Here is a 17,483-nt window from a genome sequence, read left to right on the forward strand (position 1 = left end):
ACCCCATTATCAACGATGACCAATACATTTACAAGCTCTTTAAAAAATAGTAGAATAACAATAAAATAGATAGAATCGGAGGGGCAGATGCTACAATTACAACAATTAGAACAACTCATCGCCTTTGCGGATCAGGGAACTTTGTCCAAGGCAGCAGAGGTTTTACTGATTTCTCAACCCTCGCTAACGCGCAATATGCAGAGCTTAGAAGACGATTTAGGCGTTCAACTCTTTCAGCGTAGTAAAAACAAACTTATCTTGACAGAAACAGGAAAATACACCGTTCAACAGGCCAGAAAATTGTTAAAACAACGTCAGACATTTTTGGAAAATGTCCAACGTTTTTCGATGCAAGCAACCACCTTATTTGGTGGTATCTGTGCTCCAGGGGTCGAATGGGAAATACGCTCTAGGCTAGCTGAACAAGAGAATAATCAAGAAATTCGTTTGAATTTACAAGAAAACGAGGCTTTAATCGCTGGCTTAAAGGATGGGCACTATCAATTCATCGTAACGGATTTTCTATTAGATGAAGACGACATCTTATCAAATGGATTTTTTATGGAACAACTCTATCTCTCTATCCCTCCTGCACATCCTTCCGCTACGCAAGAGGAAATTACTCTTGATGACTTAGCCGATTTGACCATGTTATTACGATCCGATTTGGGAATTTGGCAACCCCTAGTCGACAGTCTGACAAGGACAAAGTTCATTGTTCAAAAAGATTGGGACGCCTTCGAAGAATTAATTTCCGCTTCTGCTCTACCAAGTTTCTCCACAAACATCACCCAACTGGCATCTGAAAATAACAGTCAGCGGGTTCATGTTCCCATTTCTGATAGGGAAGCCACTAAAACTTTCTATATTTCTGCCTTAAAGAAAAACAAAACTATTTTTGACCAATTAACAAAAAACTAGACGCGCTGTCTAGTTTTTTAGCTATTCACCATTCCCAGATAATCCATTCCATAAAGCCCCGCATAGCGACACATAGTATAATCCCCCATCTCTAACACTTCTTGTGTCGGAGCAGAGCCTTGAAAGATAAAATAAAGTTTTTTTCCAACTAACTCATCGGTCACCACACCGTATTGGCGGTCCAAAAAATTGCGGACCAAACCATTGATACTGTGCCAATAAACAGGCGAGCCAATGACCATGGTGTCCGCAGCAAAGACTTTCTGAATGACTTCCTTGAACTGATCGTCTAAAAAATCTTGACCGTAGTCATAAATTTTGTAATCTGCTAAATGCAGGGTTTCATATTCTTGATTTCTGAGCAATCTTTTAACTAGAGCAACCGTATTCCCATTTTTATTTGGACTGCCATTGATAAATAAAGTTGTTATAATCTTATTCTCCTCTTATAAAAAATACTCTGCACTGTTCAACATGTAAACAATCGCAGAGTATAATATCTTTTTTCTTAGAACGATTTGCCAACAGCGACCTCATTGCCGTAGATTTGGGCCGTATCAAAATGACGGTAGCCTACTCGAATCGCTTCTTCAACTATTGCTTGGCATTGCTCCAAATCAGGAATTTGGAAAACTCCAAAGCCAACCATTGGCATCTGGACTCCATTATTTAAAGTAACTGTAGGTTGATTAACTAGTTGTGACATAAGCTACTCCCTTTCGCCTATTCATTCTTTTAGTCGTGAGCATGAATATCGTAGGCAGTCAAAAGATACTCTCCTACACCTGGGGCATCTGGATCGTGTGAGCCTTTTCCTTTATCGAGAGAACGAAGGGCTGCCATTTCTTCAGCGGTCAACTCAAAATTGAAAATATCTTTATTTGATGCCATACGACTTTTCTTGGTTGATTTTGGCAAGACAATGATTCCTTCTTGGTTTTCAAAACGAAGGATAATTTGACCTACATCCTTGCCATATTTACTTGCTAATTCAGTAATCACTGGCTCTTCAAACAGTTCCTTATTGCCTTGACCGAGTGGTGCCCAAGCTTCAATGGTCACTCGATCTTTTGCAAGCAAGTCACGTAATTCTTTTTGTTGGAAGTATGGATTGAACTCTACTTGGTTGACTGCAGGGATGGTCGCAAAGTTTGGAACAAATTGTTTCCAGAAGCTTGGTGTAAAGTTTGATACACCGATTGATTTGATCTTACCAGCGGCTTTGGCTTCTTCAAGAGCCTTCCAAGCCTCTTCCACTTCTCCGTATGGTTGGTGAAGAAGGTAAAGATCTAGATAGTCAAGCCCCATTTTTTCAAGGGTCGTATCAATAGTTGCTTTGGCTGTTTCATAAGCAAAGTCTTGGATCCAGAGTTTGCTAGTGACAAAGATATCTTCCCGTGGAATACCAGAATCCTTGATTGCTTGCCCGACTTCCTTTTCATTGAAATAGGCTTGGGCCGTATCAAAATGACGGTAGCCAACTTCCAAGGCTTCTTTCACAGCGGTGTAGGTTGAGCCATCTGCTGGGAGTTGAAATACTCCAAAACCAATGGCAGGTATTTTGTTTCCGTCGTTGAGTATCATTGTTTGTGTCATCATTTTCACTTCTTTCTTATGTATGAATCTATTATATTCCTAATTTTTAAAATGGAACAATACTGATTTTTTATCCTAGTATTCATTTTTTGCATAGTAGAACAATCCTCTATTTGTGCCTTACAAAATGCCAAAAAAGGATTAAAAGCCAGCCGACACTTGTCGAACTGACTTTTAATGAATATAGATTGCTTATTCCAGAGATTGATAGTCTTCTTCTGCAACGGGCTCTAGCCATTCCGTCTTAGTATTCTCACCTGGAACTTCCAAGGCAATATGAGAGAACCACGAATCTTTTTTGGCACCGTGCCAGTGCTTCACATTTGCGGGGATAACAATCACTTTACCTGGCTCAAGGCTAACCGCTTTTTTTCCATCTTCTTGGTACCACCCATGACCCGCTGTACAGATTAAAATCTGTCCTCCACCTTTATCCGCTTGGTGAATATGCCAATGATTACGACAACCTGGTTCAAAAGTAACATTAGCTAAAAATAAGGGTGAGTTGGCATCAACCAAAGGATTGACCATCAAAATAACATGCGTAGGCATCATTTGGCTGTCCTTTTCCAAATACATTTTCTTTATCAAAGTTCAGTTTATCCATCTTGTCTTCCTCATTAGCCTTCTTTCCAAATTTCTTTTGCAAGATTAAATACAGCCCAAGCTTTTGGCCAACCAGCATAGAAAGCGACATGAGTCACAATTGCTGCGATTTCTTTTTGAGTTACGCCGTTGGCCTTAGCGTTTTGCAAATGATGATAAAGTGAGTCGTCCGTGATTCCCTGTGCCATCAATGCCACAACCGTAATGATACAACGTGTTTTCACATCAATATCCGTATTGTTCCAGTTCTCACCAAAAAGAATATCATCATTGAAGCGGGCGAAGTCTGGTGCAAAGTCTCCTAAACGATCGCGTCCTGCTGTTTGTTTGATTGTCATATGATTACTCCTTCCATCCTATAGCAAGATTTCTAATTATCCCTATTATAAATCTTGGAGTTCACTCCAAGTCAAGGAAAACCTCGATTTTTATCAGATTTCTATAGTTATCCCTGCATTTATCTGACAATGCCAAGATTTTCTTTAACGTATAGTCCTGGTGTTTCTACCATTTCTTTTACGACTTGAGCAATCGCCTGCCGGGAAATGTTATTTCCATAAATAATATCTCCCTTGGGAACCAACCGGTACTGTCTATCTTGACGATTGTCAAACCATCCTGGACGTAAGATGGTATAATCAAGATTACTGTTTTCTACAATATCTGCAGCCTGACGATAGGGACGAAGAATCCCTTGAACATGACCATTTTGACCAGGCAATTCTCCATAGATACCGTATGAGGTAATAAAGACAATTCGTTTGCTACCTACAGTCTGCAGGGTGTCGGTAATAATCTGAGCCATGGCTGGTAAGTCTCCACTTAAGGCTACAAAAACCAAATCTGCATCCTGTACTGCTCTTTCCAATTTTTCTCTATCAAATACACTTGCTGCTACTGTCGTTATCCTTGGATGTGGATTTTCTTGAATAGAACGAGAGAATAGCGTTAAATCACTCTTTGTTTCATTTAGTAAAATCTGTGTTAGCACTCGTCCGAGCGATCCCGTTGCTCCGATAATCGTTACTTTGCTCATCTTTTTGCTCCTTTTTCTCATTTTAAAAAGTCGAGGCAGTTTGGTGACTAATCAGCCACTTGCCATCAATTCGTTCAAACTCCATTTTGATCTGAAGAGACCATGTCGATGGACCCGCACCCCAAATCCGCGCCCTCACATTGCTTCGACCAACAAGACTAGCCCTATCTCCACTAATCCGAATGTCCTCAATACTCTTTTCTTCCCAGCTATAATATGTCATTTCTTCAGACTCAATCTGTGCAAGCCAGTCTTTTATAGGTTGGACATAGCCAGTAATATGCACTAGCACTGTATCTGATTTTATCAGTTCTGAAAGTTTGGCTGTATTTTTCGCTACCATTGCATCATTAACATGACGATAGAGGGATGTTATGGCTTCTTTATCTGACTTCATCATTCTTTCTTTCCCTATTCCTTCTCTTTACCCGGCTTCAATGATCCATAAAAGTATGAGGCTGTTGCGCCACCATCAACTAATACAGTCGATCCTGTGATGAAGCTTGCTCGATCGCTCATAAGCAATTCAGCAACATTGGCAATTTCATCCGCTGTTCCTGGTCTGCCGGCTGGTGACTTGGCAAACATATTTTTATAAAAATCGCCTCGAATACCATTAAATTCATCTATCGCAAGTGGCGTTACAACAATACCAGGCGCAATATCGTTAATGCGTGCTCCCCGTTTCCCCCATTTAACTGCTTCTGCCATTGTGCGTTTTTCATTGGCACGTTTGGCAAGTTGATAAGCATGCAAACTGTCTTTAATCTGATCAACTTGTAAAAAATCAATCGCAAGAAGCTCTTCTGTCGGGGTCATGGCGAGTGCCTCGTCTTGTTCGGCTGTCAAAGCAGGCATACGATGACCAGATTGACTAGAGATGGTAATGCCTGCCCCACCATTTCCAATAACCTTGCCGACTTCTTCTAAAAGAACTGCAGTACCATATAGGTCAACTTTTAGGATTGTTTCGATGGAGGCTTGAGAAGGTGAGACACCTGCTCCATTCACCAAATACTTAATCTCACCAAATCCTTGTCCAAAAGCAATCATGCCTTTGATAGACTGACGAGATGCCAAGTCCATCTCATAAACTTCAACATCAAACCCTGCTTCTGTCATAGTACGAGCAACTGCCTGAGCCTGTTCTAGTGATTTATCCCCAAGGATAATTTTTTTACCATAACCCACGCGCCGTGCAATCGCCATAGAAATTTGTCCTGCTCCTGTTACCAACATTACATCTTGATTCATCTTAAGATACTCCTTTTACATTTATTTCTTCAAGACAATTTAGGCATTATGACCTTAATTGTAAGTGGACTAGACCTGGACATTCAAAAAAACATTCGTTTTTGAACAGTTATATCCGCTCCATTTCCACTTGATAAATGTATTATAATCTCTTATAATAAAAATATCCAATACATATTCTAGATTATTTATAGAAGAATTTTATAAGAGAAGGACCATGAATACCAAACAAATCGATTACATTATCGAAACCGCAAAAACAATGAACCTAAGTCGAGCAGCTGAAAATCTATTTATTTCTCAGCCCTCACTTTCATATCAAATAAAGGCCGTTGAAGAAGAAGTTGGCTTTCTACTATTTGAGCGAATTGGAAAGTCCATCCGCTTGACTCCTGCAGGGCATCAATTTGTCATTTCGTTACAACACATACAGGTTGATTTAAAAAATGCTATCGAGCAAGCTCAAAACTTGGGCAAACAGTATACAGATTCTATCAAAGTTTGCTTTCCTACTCGTACAGCCCTCACATTACTTCCAGAAGCCATCCAAGAATTTTCCAAAACACATCCCACTGTACAAATCGTTCCCCAGATAGTACCTACAAACCAAGGAATCGATAGCTTTCTTAAGAAAGAGACTGACCTTCTCCTTTTACCAGACTATGAGGCTGATAAGCTCAGTCAAGTCCAAAAATATCCTCTGTTTACCAGCTCCATTTATCTCTTGTGTTTACCTGATGATACCTTGTCTACAAAGCACCGTATCACCAGTGAAGACCTAGCTCATCGTACTTTGTTAGTCAATGGAGGCTCTTCTAAACGACTACAACAGGTTCAACAGCGAGTGATCTCGCAGGTTCCTATTCAAGAAATCAATAGCCCTAATCATGATTTTACGCTAATTCAGGTAGCGAGTCGTAAAGCAGTCTGTCTTTCACCAGGCATTTATCAGGACCAAAATGACCAGTTTACTTGGATTCCCTTTGATTGTCCTGAAAACTTCCCTTTTTTCCTCTGTAGTCAGCCCCATGATGAACAATCGGCGATTGGTGACTTTATTAGGCTTTTACAGCAGCTTTACCAAGAGACGGATATCAATTTGTAGAAAAAAGCTACAAATCAAAAAACACTAAGATGCATTAAGATCTTAGTGTTTTATTGTTTCTTAGTGACTATTTTCCTCTTCTTTGCTCAATGAAACCCAGGAACATCTCTACTGTGCTAGCATCCTGATGATTGAAAAAGAGACTTTCTTTTGTATCCAGTTTTGCGATTTCTGCCATATCTTCTTCTGACAGGCTAAAGTCAAAGACATCGATATTTTCTGCCATACGCTCTGGCTTAACAGATTTTGTTAAACAAACAATGCCACGTTCGACCTGCCAGCGGACCATGATTTGAGCAGTGGACTTGCCATATTTTTCCGCAATCTTCACTAACACAGGATTGGTAAAAATATTGTTTCTGCCTTCAGCGAATGTTGCCCACGACTCAATCTGTACATTATTTTTAACCATGTTTTCTTGAGCAAAGATTTGTTGGTTAAAGGGATGTGTTTCTACTTGATTGACCTGTGGGGTGATTTCATTAAAAGCTACTAGATCGCTCAAGCGGTCAGGGTAGAAATTGCTGACACCAATGGCACGGAGTTTGCCTTCTTTGTACAAGTCTTCCAAGGCCCGATAAGAGCCATAGTAATCTGAGAATGGCTGATGAAGTAACATCAAGTCTAGGTAATCCAAGCCCATTTTTTCAAGAGAAGCCAGTACAGACTGACGTGTTTTTTCATAACCGTAATGGTCCAACCAAACCTTACTTGTAATAAAAAATTCTTCTCTTGGAATTCCAGATGCCGCAATAGCCTCACCAACCTCTTTTTCATTGGCATAAGACTGTGCGGTATCAATATGGCGATAACCTACCTGAATAGCGTCTAAAACTGCTTGTTTAGTCTCGCTAGCAGGAATTTGAAAAACACCAAACCCAAGAATCGGCATTTTAACACCGTTGTTTAATACTACATGTTGCATTTGGTTCATCTCACTTTCTTTTTTCTTAAAATACAATTTATACCAGTCCAAGGATACCATTCCCAATCATCGAATCCTTTACAGAGCCCCAACAATTTTGTGAGGTAGATAGAGCTCATCAAGATAATCAATATCTTCAGCGGTCAATTCAAATCCAAAAGCACCCATGAAATCATCAAGGTATTTCTCTTTAGTAACCCCTACAATTGGACTGTGAATTCCTTTTTGCCATAGCCAAGCCAAAGCAATTTGTGAACGAGATCTTTGATATTTTTCTGCAAGGTCAGCTACACGGTTAACAATCTTACGATCCTCTGACTCAGTTGAATCATATTTAGATTTTGACACTTCGTCCGTCTTACTTCGGGCAGTGTCCGCAGACCAATCTCGTACAATTCGTCCAGCTGCAAGAGGGCTATATGGTACTAGAGCAACGCCAGAATCTTTGCAGAACGGAATCATTTCCCGCTCATCTTCTCGATAGAGCAGATTATAGTGGTTTTGCATTACGGAAAATTTGGTCCAGCCATTTTTTTCTGCAATGTATTGCGCCTTTTGGAATTGCCAAGCATACATAGCTGATGCCCCTAGATAAAGTACTTTGCCAGAACGCACTAAATCATTCAAGGTAGCCATCGTTTCTTCGATTGGAGTATCATAATCCCAACGGTGGATATATAAAATATCAATGTAGTCAGTTCCTAAACGCTTTAAACTTTCCTCTACTTGATGAAAAATAGCCTTGCGAGATAATTTTGTTGTATTTCTTCCATCTCCATTCCCATCTCCAAAGAATAATTTCGTTGCAATAACCACATCTTCACGTTTGGCAAAGTCACGAATGGCACGTCCTAGAATTTCCTCACTAGAACCTAAGCCGTAAATATTTGCGGTGTCAAAAAAATTAATTCCTTGATCTAGAGCCTTTTTGATAATCTTGCGACTATCCTCTTCTTTTAAAACCCAACCCGCATGAAATCCTCGGTCCGGATCACCAAAACTCATGCACCCTAAACACAATTTAGAAACTTCTAAACCTGTTTGACCTAATTTTGTGTATTCCATTTCTTTTGCTCCTTCCATATGAAGTCCACTTTCTGTCTATACTATAATCCCCTTTTGTGGTTTTGTACAATGGACATTTTAAATAGTAGTATGCAATTTATGAATACTATGGCCGTTTGTATGAACATTCTATAGCTCCAACCTATAAAAAAGCAGAATGATTCAACCATTCTTGCTTTTAACAATTGATGCTGTGTTTTAAAGAGCCAATCAAACTCTATAAATTTTTCAATTCAATGACCATATCACGAATCTGGGCAGCCAATTCAAAGTCAAGCACTTCTGCTGCTTCCTGCATTTGACCTTCCAGTTTCTTGATCATAGCCCTGCGTTCTTCTTTGTTGAGGGCATTGAAGTCCACTACTTCTTCCTTGTCCTGAGTGACAGCCTTGGTTACGCTAATCAGGTCACGGATTTCCTTCTTAATAGTCTGTGGAATGATGCCATGTTCTTCATTATAAGCCATCTGGATTTGACGGCGGCGGGCTGTTTCTTCCATGGCCTTCCGCATAGACTCGGTGACTTTGTCCGCATACATAATCACATGGCCTTCAGAGTTACGGGCCGCCCGACCGATTGTCTGGATGAGCCCTCGTTCATTACGGAGGAAACCTTCCTTGTCAGCATCTAGAATAGCCACCAGACTGACTTCTGGCACGTCAATCCCCTCACGAAGCAAGTTAATCCCTATCAAGACATCAAAGACACCCAAACGCAAATCACGAATAATCTCCGTACGCTCCAAGGTCTTGATATCCGAGTGCATATACTTGACCTTGACGCCCATTTCTTTCAGGTAGTCAGTCAAGTCCTCTGCCATTTTCTTGGTCAGGGTAGTGATAAAGGTCCGCTCACCTTTCTCAACACGGGCATTGATTTCGCCCAAGAGGTCATCCATTTGGCCCATGGTTGGACGGACTTCCACTTCTGGATCCAGAAGCCCTGTCGGCCGAATGATCTGCTCGACAACGGTATCGGTCTGCTCCATTTCATAGTCACCCGGCGTCGCAGATACATAGACAATCTGGTGGACATGACTCTCAAATTCTTCCCTGCGCAGCGGACGGTTGTCCAGTGCACTCGGGAGGCGGAAGCCATAGTTGACCAACATCTCCTTGCGTGAGCGGTCACCATTGTACATCCCCTTAATCTGCCCCATAGTCATGTGGCTCTCGTCAATCATAATCAGGTAGTCTTCAGGGAAAAAGTCCAGCAGAGTATATGGAGGCTCGCCCTCGCTTCGCCCGTCCATGTGTCGTGAATAGTTCTCGACTCCGTTGGTGTAGCCCATTTCCCGAAGCATCTCGATGTCGTAGTCGGTCCGCTGTTTCAATCGCTGAGCTTCTAAGAGTTTTCCTTCTGCCTCAAAGACCTTGAGCTGCTCTTCCAGTTCCGCCTGAATCTTGGCAATAGCCGTTTCCATATGGTCATCGTTGGTCACGAAGTGGGTGGCAGGGAAAATCGCCAAGTGGTCCACATCGCCCAAAACCTTACCTGTCAGGCTTTCAATCTCACGAATGCGGTCAATTTCATCTCCGAAAAACTCCACACGGAAGGCGTGTTCATCACGAGAAGCTGGGAAAATCTCCACCACATCTCCACGTACACGGAAGCGTCCCCGTTGGAAGTCGATGTCGTTGCGCTCAAACTGGATATCTACCAAGGAATTGAGCAACTGGTCCCGGGAAATCTCCTGGCCGGGCCGCAGACTAACCACGCTATCTGAATATTCCTTGGGTGATCCCAAACCGTAGATACAGGAAACGGAGGCCACGACGATGACATCATTTCGTTCGAGAAGAGCTGAGGTCGCTGAGTGACGGAGTTTGTCAATCTCATCATTGACCGAACTGTCCTTTTCGATATAGGTATCGCTAGACGGTACATAGGCTTCTGGCTGGTAGTAATCATAGTAAGATACGAAGTATTCGACCGCATTTTCTGGGAAGAATTCCTTGAACTCACTATAAAGCTGACCAGCCAAGGTCTTGTTGTGGGCGATGACTAGAGTGGGCTTATTGACACGGGCAATGACCTGACTCATGGTGTAGGTCTTACCCGTACCAGTCGCCCCCATGAGAATCTGAGCTTTTTCTCCCCCCTCGATGTTATCAACCAAGGTTTCAATGGCTTGGGGCTGGTCACCAGATGGTGAGTATTTAGATATAAGTTTAAATTGGTTTTCAGTATTTCGATTTATCATACCCTTATTCTATCACAAGTTCTCCCTATTAAATAAAAAAAGACATCTGAATGAAACGAAGAAAAATAAGTTATTTTTTTCAATGAAAAACCACTATCAATGTCAGAAGATATAACATTAGAAAAGGTGTTCATTTTGCAATAATTCTGACAATATGATATACTAGGTAAGATATTTTATATAGAAGGAGTATGAAAATGAAGAAAAAATTACTCATGCTATTGGCAAGTATTCTGCCAGTATTCTTTGTTTTTACTGGTGTCAAAGCAGATGATACAATTGATATCGTATTTGACAATGCTTATGCCCCATTCGAGTTCAAAGACTCAGATCAAGTTTATAAAGGATTAGACGTTGATATTATCAACGAAGTTGCTAAACGTTCTGGCTGGAATATGAATCAAAGTTTTCCAGGATTTGATGCCGCAGTCAATGCTGTTCAGTCTGGTTCTGCCGATGCCTTGATGGCAGGAACCACCATCACTGAAGCTCGTAAACAAGTCTTTACATTCTCAGATCCATATTTTGATACAAAGATTATTGTTGCAACAACAAAAGCAAACAAAATTTCGTCTTATGAAGATTTGAAAGGCAAAACCGTCGGTGTAAAAAACGGTACAGCTGCACAAACATTCTTAGAAAAAAATAAAGACAAGTATGGTTTTTCAATCAAAACCTTTGATACTGGCGATTTGATGTACAATAGCTTAGCGACTGGCGCTGTTAATGCTGTAATGGATGACGAAGCGGTTATTCAATATGCTATCCAACAAGGTCAAGATCTAAGTTTAGATATACCTGGTGAACCAATTGGGTCATTTGGTTTCTCCGTTAAAAAAGGTAGCAAATACGAGTACCTAGTGGATGATTTCAACAAGGCTTTAGCAGAAATGAAAGAGGACGGTACTTATGAGGCAATCATGAATAAATGGTTTGGCTCATCTACTACTTCTACTGACAGCACTGATTATGCATCACGCCTCAGCCTAACAGGTAGTGCAACTTCAAAAGCTACACCTGTAAAATCAAGCTATACCATTGTTGCTGATTCATCATTTGCACCTTTTGAATACCAAGATGAATCCGGCAAATATGTTGGGATTGATATGGAATTGATCAAAGCCATTGCTGAGCAACAAGGATTTACTATCACTATTCAAAACCCAGGTTTCGATGCTGCCTTGAATGCTGTTCAAGCTGGGCAAGCAGATGCTGTTATCGCAGGTATGTCTATTACAGATGCTCGTAAAGAAATCTTTGATTTCTCTGATGCCTACTATTCTTCAAATATCTTGCTTGCTGTAAAAAATGGAAGCGATATTGCTTCCTATGAAGACCTAAAAGGAAAAACAGTCGGCGCTAAAAATGGTACAGCCTCATATACATTCTTAGAGAGCAACAAAGAAAAATATGGCTATACTTTGAAAGCATTTGACGAAGCTTCTGGAATGTATGATAGTTTAAATTCTGGTTCAATTGATGCTCTTATGGATGATGAAGCTGTTCTTCTCTATGCCATCCAACAAGGGCGAGACTTTGCAACACCAATTCCTGGTGAAAAATCTGGTGAGTACGGATTCGCCGTTAAAAAAGGTGCCAACCCAGAATTGATTGAAATGTTTAACAACGGCCTAGCTGCCCTGGTTGAGTCAGGCAAATATGATGAAATTCTAAACAAATACTTCAACTCAACAGAAGAAACAAGTGCTGCGACTTCAACAGTTGATGAAACAACCATCATTGGACTTTTGAAAAATAACTATGGTCAGCTCTTGTCTGGTTTAGGTATCACAGTTGGACTTGCCTTGCTTTCATTTGCAATTGCCATTGTCATCGGTATTATCTTCGGTATGTTTGCTGTAAGTCCAGTTAAGGCACTCCGTGTTATTGCATCTGTATTTGTTGATGTTGTTCGTGGTATTCCTTTGATGATTGTCGCCGCTTTCATTTTCTGGGGTATTCCAAACTTAATCGAGTCCATCACTGGTCAGCAGTCACCAATCAATGACTTTGTTGCTGGTACCATTGCCCTATCCCTCAACTCTGGTGCCTATATCGCTGAGATTGTTCGCGGTGGTATTCAAGCAGTCCCAGCTGGTCAGATGGAGGCATCACGTAGTTTGGGTATTTCTTACGGAACAACTATGCGTAAGATTATCCTACCTCAAGCTGGTAAAATCATGTTACCTAACTTTATCAACCAGTTTGTTATTACTCTGAAAGATACTACTATCATTTCTGCGATTGGTTTGGTCGAACTCTTCCAAGCAGGTAAAATCATTATTGCCCGTAACTATCAGTCCTTCCGTATGTATGCAATTCTTGCCATCATCTATTTGGTAGTGATTACACTCTTAACTCGCTTAGCTCGTAAACTTGAAAAAGGAGGTAAATAATGGCTCAATTAAAAATCAATGTACATGATCTCCATAAGTCTTATGGATCTAATGAAGTGTTAAAAGGAATAACGACAAAATTCTATGAGGGAGATGTCGTTTGTATTATCGGCCCTTCTGGTTCTGGTAAATCAACCTTCCTCCGAACAATGAACTTACTGGAGAGCATCACAAGTGGCCAGGTAACAGTTGATGGTTATGATTTAACAGATCCTAAGACAGATGTTGATGCCTTTCGTTCAAATGTCGGAATGGTATTCCAACACTTCAACCTCTTCCCACACATGACAGTTCTGGATAATATCACTTTCGCCCCCATCGAACACAAGCTTTTGGATAAAACAGAAGCTGAAAAAGTTGGAATGGAATTATTGGAGAAAGTCGGACTTTCAGACAAACGTGACGCTATACCAGATAGCTTATCTGGTGGTCAGAAGCAACGTGTAGCTATTGCGCGTGCCCTCGCTATGAACCCAGATATCATGCTCTTTGATGAACCAACTTCTGCCCTTGACCCTGAAATGGTTGGCGATGTACTCAACGTTATGAAAGACTTGGCAGAACAAGGTATGACCATGTTGATCGTTACCCACGAAATGGGATTTGCCCGCAAGGTTGCTAACCGTGTTATCTTTACAGATGGCGGAGAATTCCTTGAAGATGGTACACCTGAACAAATCTTCGACAACCCGCAACATCCACGTCTCAAGGACTTCCTAGACAAAGTATTGAACGTGTAAAGAAACGAAAAAACCTTGCTTTGTCAAGGTTTTTTGAGTTTCTTCAAATTATCGTTGGCTTCTTTTCTGGATGTAAATATAAAGATATTCTTGTCCTGATAAATGGACAATAGATTGAAAATGATTGGGCGGACCTGCGTTCGAAAATCCTTTACAAATGCTAGTAATTCTTCATCGACCGCTTCCTCTACCCAGGGCATATCCGCCCTAGTTTTGCCAACACGATTGTACAGCCCTTCCACGCACACTTCTTCAGGATAATCTAAAAATATGATCGTATCGCAAGCTGCCATCCGCAGTTCATAAGTAGAACCGTAATTACCATCAATAATCCACCTGTCTTGCCCCAGTACTTCTTCTTGACGAGATTGAAAAACTTCCCTAGCGACTGTTGTTGTATCTGGTAACCAGTTTAACTGATCCAAATGATAAAGGGGAAGTCCTGTTTTTTCTTTCAATTTGAGTGAAAAGGTCGATTTACCAGCACCCGGACAACCAATAACTATTACTTTTTTCATACTGTTACCTCATAAGACCAGCCTTTCTCTATTTTTTCGAGCCTGCTAAATCCCATCTTCTCAAACAGACGCCGGAAACCAATATTCTAATCGACTAACCAAACCAGTTCCGTATTTTGATGCCAGTCAAAAGCAAGCCCATATTGACCATCGTAGGCACGAAGGCTTAGGTTTGTATCAATTTCTAGTTGTTTTGCTTGTCTTATGTTCCTTAGCGGCATTGCAGTTTCTTCTTTTCCCCTTTCATTATATCATAAGAAAGTGTTATGTGTGACAAATCTTCAAAATAGGTATATAATTACTACATAGTGATACTTAAAGGAGGAATTCTTATGTCAAAAGTACTTTTATTCGGAGCAAGTGGTTTTCTAGGTCAAGCAGTTATGGAAGAGTTGATTGAAAAAGGGTACAAACTTACTGCTATCACACGATCCTTTGATCCATTAGACACTAAAAAATTTCGCCCAGATGTAAACTGGGTAACAGCTGATGTTTACCAAGTTGATGAATGGAAAGACTTATTAGAAGACCATTCGATCATCATCAATCTGATTGGCATGGTGCAAGAAAATCCTCAAAAAGGATTAACCTTTGATAAAGTGATCACAGGCGCAGCAAAAGCCATTGCTTCTCCCATGATTGGTAAATCAGGCTATCATTATATCTACGTTTCAACGAATTTGCAAAATAACTCTACACCCGAACATTATCGAAAAGCAAAAAAAGAAGCTGAAGACTACTTACTAAGACAAGTCTTTAAAACTAGCATTGTACGACCAAGCATGATGTACGGAAAAGGAAAAGTTGGGACAACAGAAAAAGCCCAAGCAATACTTTCTAAAATAAGTCCGAATAGTCCGTCATGGCTTAATCGACCAATTGCGGTCGAAAACGTTGCCCGAACTATTGCAACTATTGTAGCTGGCAATACCAAACAGATGATATTTGAAAATGGTGATATGTTATAAACACCATTTGAAACAAAAAGAAAGTATACAGTAGGTTAAAAAATAAAGTATACTCATTTGAATGAGCTTTAAAACACTGTCCTGTACTTCAGTTCCTTGTCAAAAGCTCATTTATTCGACGATACAGTGACAGCGACTCAAACAGGAAAGGTGGGAATTGACGATTGAATAATCAAAATAGCAAAAAGCAGAGAAAACTTTGTGATAACTGCTTCACTACTATTAATATAATAGAAATTTACCAACTAAGTCAGCAATAGCCTTTATTGTAAGATGGTGAATAATTGACAAAACTCAACACAAATGATACACTATCATAAAAATCGACATTGCGAGGTAAGGATAAATGGACAATAACAAGTAAACTCAATTTAAGTTCTATACTTATTTAGTAGTTTTCTTGCGTCCATTTTTCTGTTCCCTCTATTCCTTGAATAGGGTCTTTTTGAGCAGATTTCGACACACTACTAAATAGGTAGTGTGTTTTTTCTTGTAAAGGAGGCCCTATGCTACTAGCCACTCAACACCTAACCCTCGACCATCAAAAAGATTTGAGAAATCTGGTTCATGACCTAAACCTCATTGTCAACCCTGGCGATAAAATAGCTATCATCGGCGAAGAAGGAAATGGAAAATCCAGTCTATTACTAACCTTGATGGATTCAACACTTGTCGCCAACTACCTGCTTCAATCAGGTAGTATTCACCGATATTTTCACTCACCAGTCTATATTCCCCAAAGTCTTCCACTGGAAATAGCAGAGCTAACCTTGAACGACTACTTCTTCGCTGACTTGGACAGCGACATTGATTACGGCCTTCTCTACCTCTATGCTGACCAGCTCCAGTTTGACAGCGAGCGATTTTCCAGTCAACAATTGATTGAAAGCCTGTCAGGTGGTGAAAAACTAAAAATTCAGTTAATCAAATCTCTAGCAACTCCATCTGATATTATTTTTCTGGATGAGCCTTCCAATGACTTGGATTTAGATACCTTACTTTGGCTTGAAAACTATATCATCACGAGCCCTAAAACCATTCTATTTGTTTCCCACGATGAAGATTTCCTCAGTAAAACAGCTACAAAAATCATTCACCTGGAATCTGTTAAGAAGAAAACACTTGCACAGACCAAGGTTGAAGAACTAGATTACCAGGATTACGCATTGAGACGCCAACAAACCTATCAGAAACAAGTTCAACAAGCTCGGAATGACCAAAAAGAATTTGACAAAGCCATGAATAAGCACCTACGTCAAAAATCACAGGTTCGTCACACCTTGCTCAACACCCATGATGCCACACTAGGACGGCTCATTGCTAAGAAAATGAAAAATGTTCTCTCACGTGAAAAACGCTATGAAAGAATGAAGGAAAATCTTACACAAGTTCCTTTTCATGAAGATGCCATTTCCCTCTTCTTCTCAGACATTTCACCACTACCAGCTAGAAAGCAAGTAATTCACTTAGAAAACTTCCAATTGAACGTTGAAGAACGACAATTAGTTAGCAATATCCATTTCAACATAATTGGACAAGAGAAAATTGGCATCATTGGACAAAATGGAATTGGTAAATCCAGCTTTCTAAAGCTCATCTATCAAGAACTCAGGCAACGAACAGATATAAACTTGGGCTACATGCCCCAGCGCTATTCAGAAGTCCTTGATGAGACTAAAACTCCACTTGATTTTTTATTGGAAAATGGCAATCGTGGGCAGGAACAACTAATCTTGACACATCTAGCCAGTCTGCAGTTTACACGACAAGAAGTTCATCACAGGATCTGTGAACTTTCAGGGGGACAAAAAGCCAAGTTACTCTTGTTAAAAATGGTTCTTGATCAAGCCAATTTTCTCTTATTAGATGAACCCAGTCGAAACTTCTCTCCTACTTCTCAGCCTTATATTCGTCAACTATTTGCGGATTATCCAGGTGGCTTGATATGCATATCACACGACAGACGCTTTTTGAAAGAAGTTTGTCAAAGAATTTATCGACTAACTGAGAATGGACTGGAAGAACTAGAACAAATCGAGTAGGGACTAATTTCTAGTCCCTCTCACACCACCGTGCGTGCCGTTCGGCACACGGCGGTTCAACTAACTTTTAACGCATGTCGTTTTAGATAATAATCTAGGCAAGAAACC

General features: G+C 40.4%; 17 protein-coding genes and 2 pseudogenes. 6 read left to right on the forward strand and 13 right to left on the reverse strand.

All coding sequences use genetic code 11. From position 1 onward, the window contains the following. Positions 1–87 precede the first annotated feature (87 nt). Entirely contained in the window at positions 88–921 is an 834-nt protein-coding gene (locus K6V48_RS04235; RefSeq protein ID WP_222368131.1) for a LysR family transcriptional regulator, read from the forward strand. 17 nt (positions 922–938) lie between these two features. Here the strand turns inward: K6V48_RS04235 and K6V48_RS04240 are convergent, their stop codons facing one another. The 8 genes and pseudogenes from K6V48_RS04240 to K6V48_RS04275 form a co-directional block, all read right to left on the reverse strand. Beyond that, the gene (locus K6V48_RS04240) at positions 939–1,355 is read right to left on the reverse strand and encodes a flavodoxin family protein (protein ID WP_315863153.1); all 417 of its coding nucleotides are present in this window, start codon (positions 1,353–1,355) and stop codon (positions 939–941) included. Between the two features lie 80 nt (positions 1,356–1,435). Further along, positions 1,436–1,627 (reverse strand): annotated as a pseudogene (locus tag K6V48_RS04245) (aldo/keto reductase); the annotation flags it as partial. Positions 1,628–1,656: 29 nt separating this feature from the next. After that, positions 1,657–2,517, reverse strand: coding sequence for an aldo/keto reductase (locus K6V48_RS04250; protein WP_222368163.1), 861 nt, complete (start codon positions 2,515–2,517; stop codon positions 1,657–1,659). A 192-nt stretch (positions 2,518–2,709) separates the two neighbouring features. Further along, positions 2,710–3,124 (reverse strand): annotated as a pseudogene (locus K6V48_RS04255) (cupin domain-containing protein). 13 nt (positions 3,125–3,137) lie between these two features. Next, a complete protein-coding gene (locus tag K6V48_RS04260) occupies positions 3,138–3,461 on the reverse strand; it encodes a carboxymuconolactone decarboxylase family protein (protein WP_222368134.1) in 324 nt (107 codons plus the stop codon). A gap of 119 nt (positions 3,462–3,580) precedes the next feature. After that, positions 3,581–4,159, reverse strand: a complete 579-nt coding sequence (locus K6V48_RS04265; protein WP_105121033.1) for an NAD(P)H-binding protein — start codon at positions 4,157–4,159, stop codon at positions 3,581–3,583. Between the two features lie 22 nt (positions 4,160–4,181). Then, a complete protein-coding gene (locus tag K6V48_RS04270) occupies positions 4,182–4,559 on the reverse strand; it encodes a nuclear transport factor 2 family protein (RefSeq protein WP_261311038.1) in 378 nt (125 codons plus the stop codon). Positions 4,560–4,570: 11 nt separating this feature from the next. Then, a complete protein-coding gene (locus K6V48_RS04275) occupies positions 4,571–5,413 on the reverse strand; it encodes an SDR family oxidoreductase (protein ID WP_222368137.1) in 843 nt (280 codons plus the stop codon). Positions 5,414–5,630: 217 nt separating this feature from the next. Here K6V48_RS04275 and K6V48_RS04280 point away from each other — a divergent pair, with 217 nt between their 5' ends. Beyond that, entirely contained in the window at positions 5,631–6,518 is an 888-nt protein-coding gene (locus K6V48_RS04280; RefSeq protein WP_105121036.1) for a LysR family transcriptional regulator, read from the forward strand. A 67-nt stretch (positions 6,519–6,585) separates the two neighbouring features. On the opposite strand, the gene K6V48_RS04285 is transcribed toward K6V48_RS04280, so the two are convergent. From K6V48_RS04285 to uvrB, 3 genes are all read right to left on the reverse strand, one after another. After that, on the reverse strand, positions 6,586–7,443 hold the full coding sequence (locus K6V48_RS04285) for an aldo/keto reductase (RefSeq protein WP_222368169.1): 858 nt from the start codon (positions 7,441–7,443) through the stop codon (positions 6,586–6,588). A gap of 78 nt (positions 7,444–7,521) precedes the next feature. Next, positions 7,522–8,508, reverse strand: coding sequence for an aldo/keto reductase (locus K6V48_RS04290; protein WP_222368140.1), 987 nt, complete (start codon positions 8,506–8,508; stop codon positions 7,522–7,524). A 217-nt stretch (positions 8,509–8,725) separates the two neighbouring features. Next, on the reverse strand, positions 8,726–10,711 hold the full coding sequence (gene uvrB, locus K6V48_RS04295; protein ID WP_222368143.1) for an excinuclease ABC subunit UvrB: 1,986 nt from the start codon (positions 10,709–10,711) through the stop codon (positions 8,726–8,728). A gap of 197 nt (positions 10,712–10,908) precedes the next feature. On the opposite strand from uvrB, the gene K6V48_RS04300 reads away from it, so the two are divergent. Together K6V48_RS04300 and K6V48_RS04305 are read left to right on the forward strand one after the other, a co-directional pair. Next, complete coding sequence (locus tag K6V48_RS04300) at positions 10,909–13,107, forward strand: ABC transporter substrate-binding protein/permease (protein WP_222368145.1); 2,199 nt, start codon at positions 10,909–10,911, stop codon at positions 13,105–13,107. Beyond that, entirely contained in the window at positions 13,107–13,847 is a 741-nt protein-coding gene (locus K6V48_RS04305) for an amino acid ABC transporter ATP-binding protein (protein WP_222368147.1), read from the forward strand. Before K6V48_RS04300 ends, K6V48_RS04305 begins: the two co-directional genes overlap by 1 nt. A 23-nt stretch (positions 13,848–13,870) precedes the next feature. Here the strand turns inward: K6V48_RS04305 and K6V48_RS04310 are convergent, their stop codons facing one another. Together K6V48_RS04310 and K6V48_RS11795 are read right to left on the reverse strand one after the other, a co-directional pair. After that, positions 13,871–14,365: a P-loop NTPase family protein gene (locus K6V48_RS04310; RefSeq protein WP_172084356.1), complete on the reverse strand. Its 495-nt coding sequence runs from the start codon at positions 14,363–14,365 to the stop codon at positions 13,871–13,873. 86 nt (positions 14,366–14,451) lie between these two features. After that, positions 14,452–14,586 (reverse strand): hypothetical protein, encoded by a 135-nt coding sequence (locus K6V48_RS11795; protein WP_261311039.1) that lies wholly within the window; start codon positions 14,584–14,586, stop codon positions 14,452–14,454. Positions 14,587–14,697: 111 nt separating this feature from the next. Between K6V48_RS11795 and K6V48_RS04320 the strand changes: the two genes are divergently transcribed. Together K6V48_RS04320 and K6V48_RS04325 are read left to right on the forward strand one after the other, a co-directional pair. After that, a complete protein-coding gene (locus K6V48_RS04320) occupies positions 14,698–15,333 on the forward strand; it encodes an NAD(P)H-binding protein (RefSeq protein ID WP_222368149.1) in 636 nt (211 codons plus the stop codon). A gap of 506 nt (positions 15,334–15,839) precedes the next feature. Continuing rightward, on the forward strand, positions 15,840–17,375 hold the full coding sequence (locus tag K6V48_RS04325; RefSeq protein ID WP_222368151.1) for an ATP-binding cassette domain-containing protein: 1,536 nt from the start codon (positions 15,840–15,842) through the stop codon (positions 17,373–17,375). The last annotated feature ends 108 nt before the right edge of the window (positions 17,376–17,483 follow it).

This window comes from Streptococcus suis (assembly GCF_019794555.1).
In the GTDB taxonomy this organism is placed as follows: Bacteria; Bacillota; Bacilli; order Lactobacillales; family Streptococcaceae; genus Streptococcus; species Streptococcus suis_AB.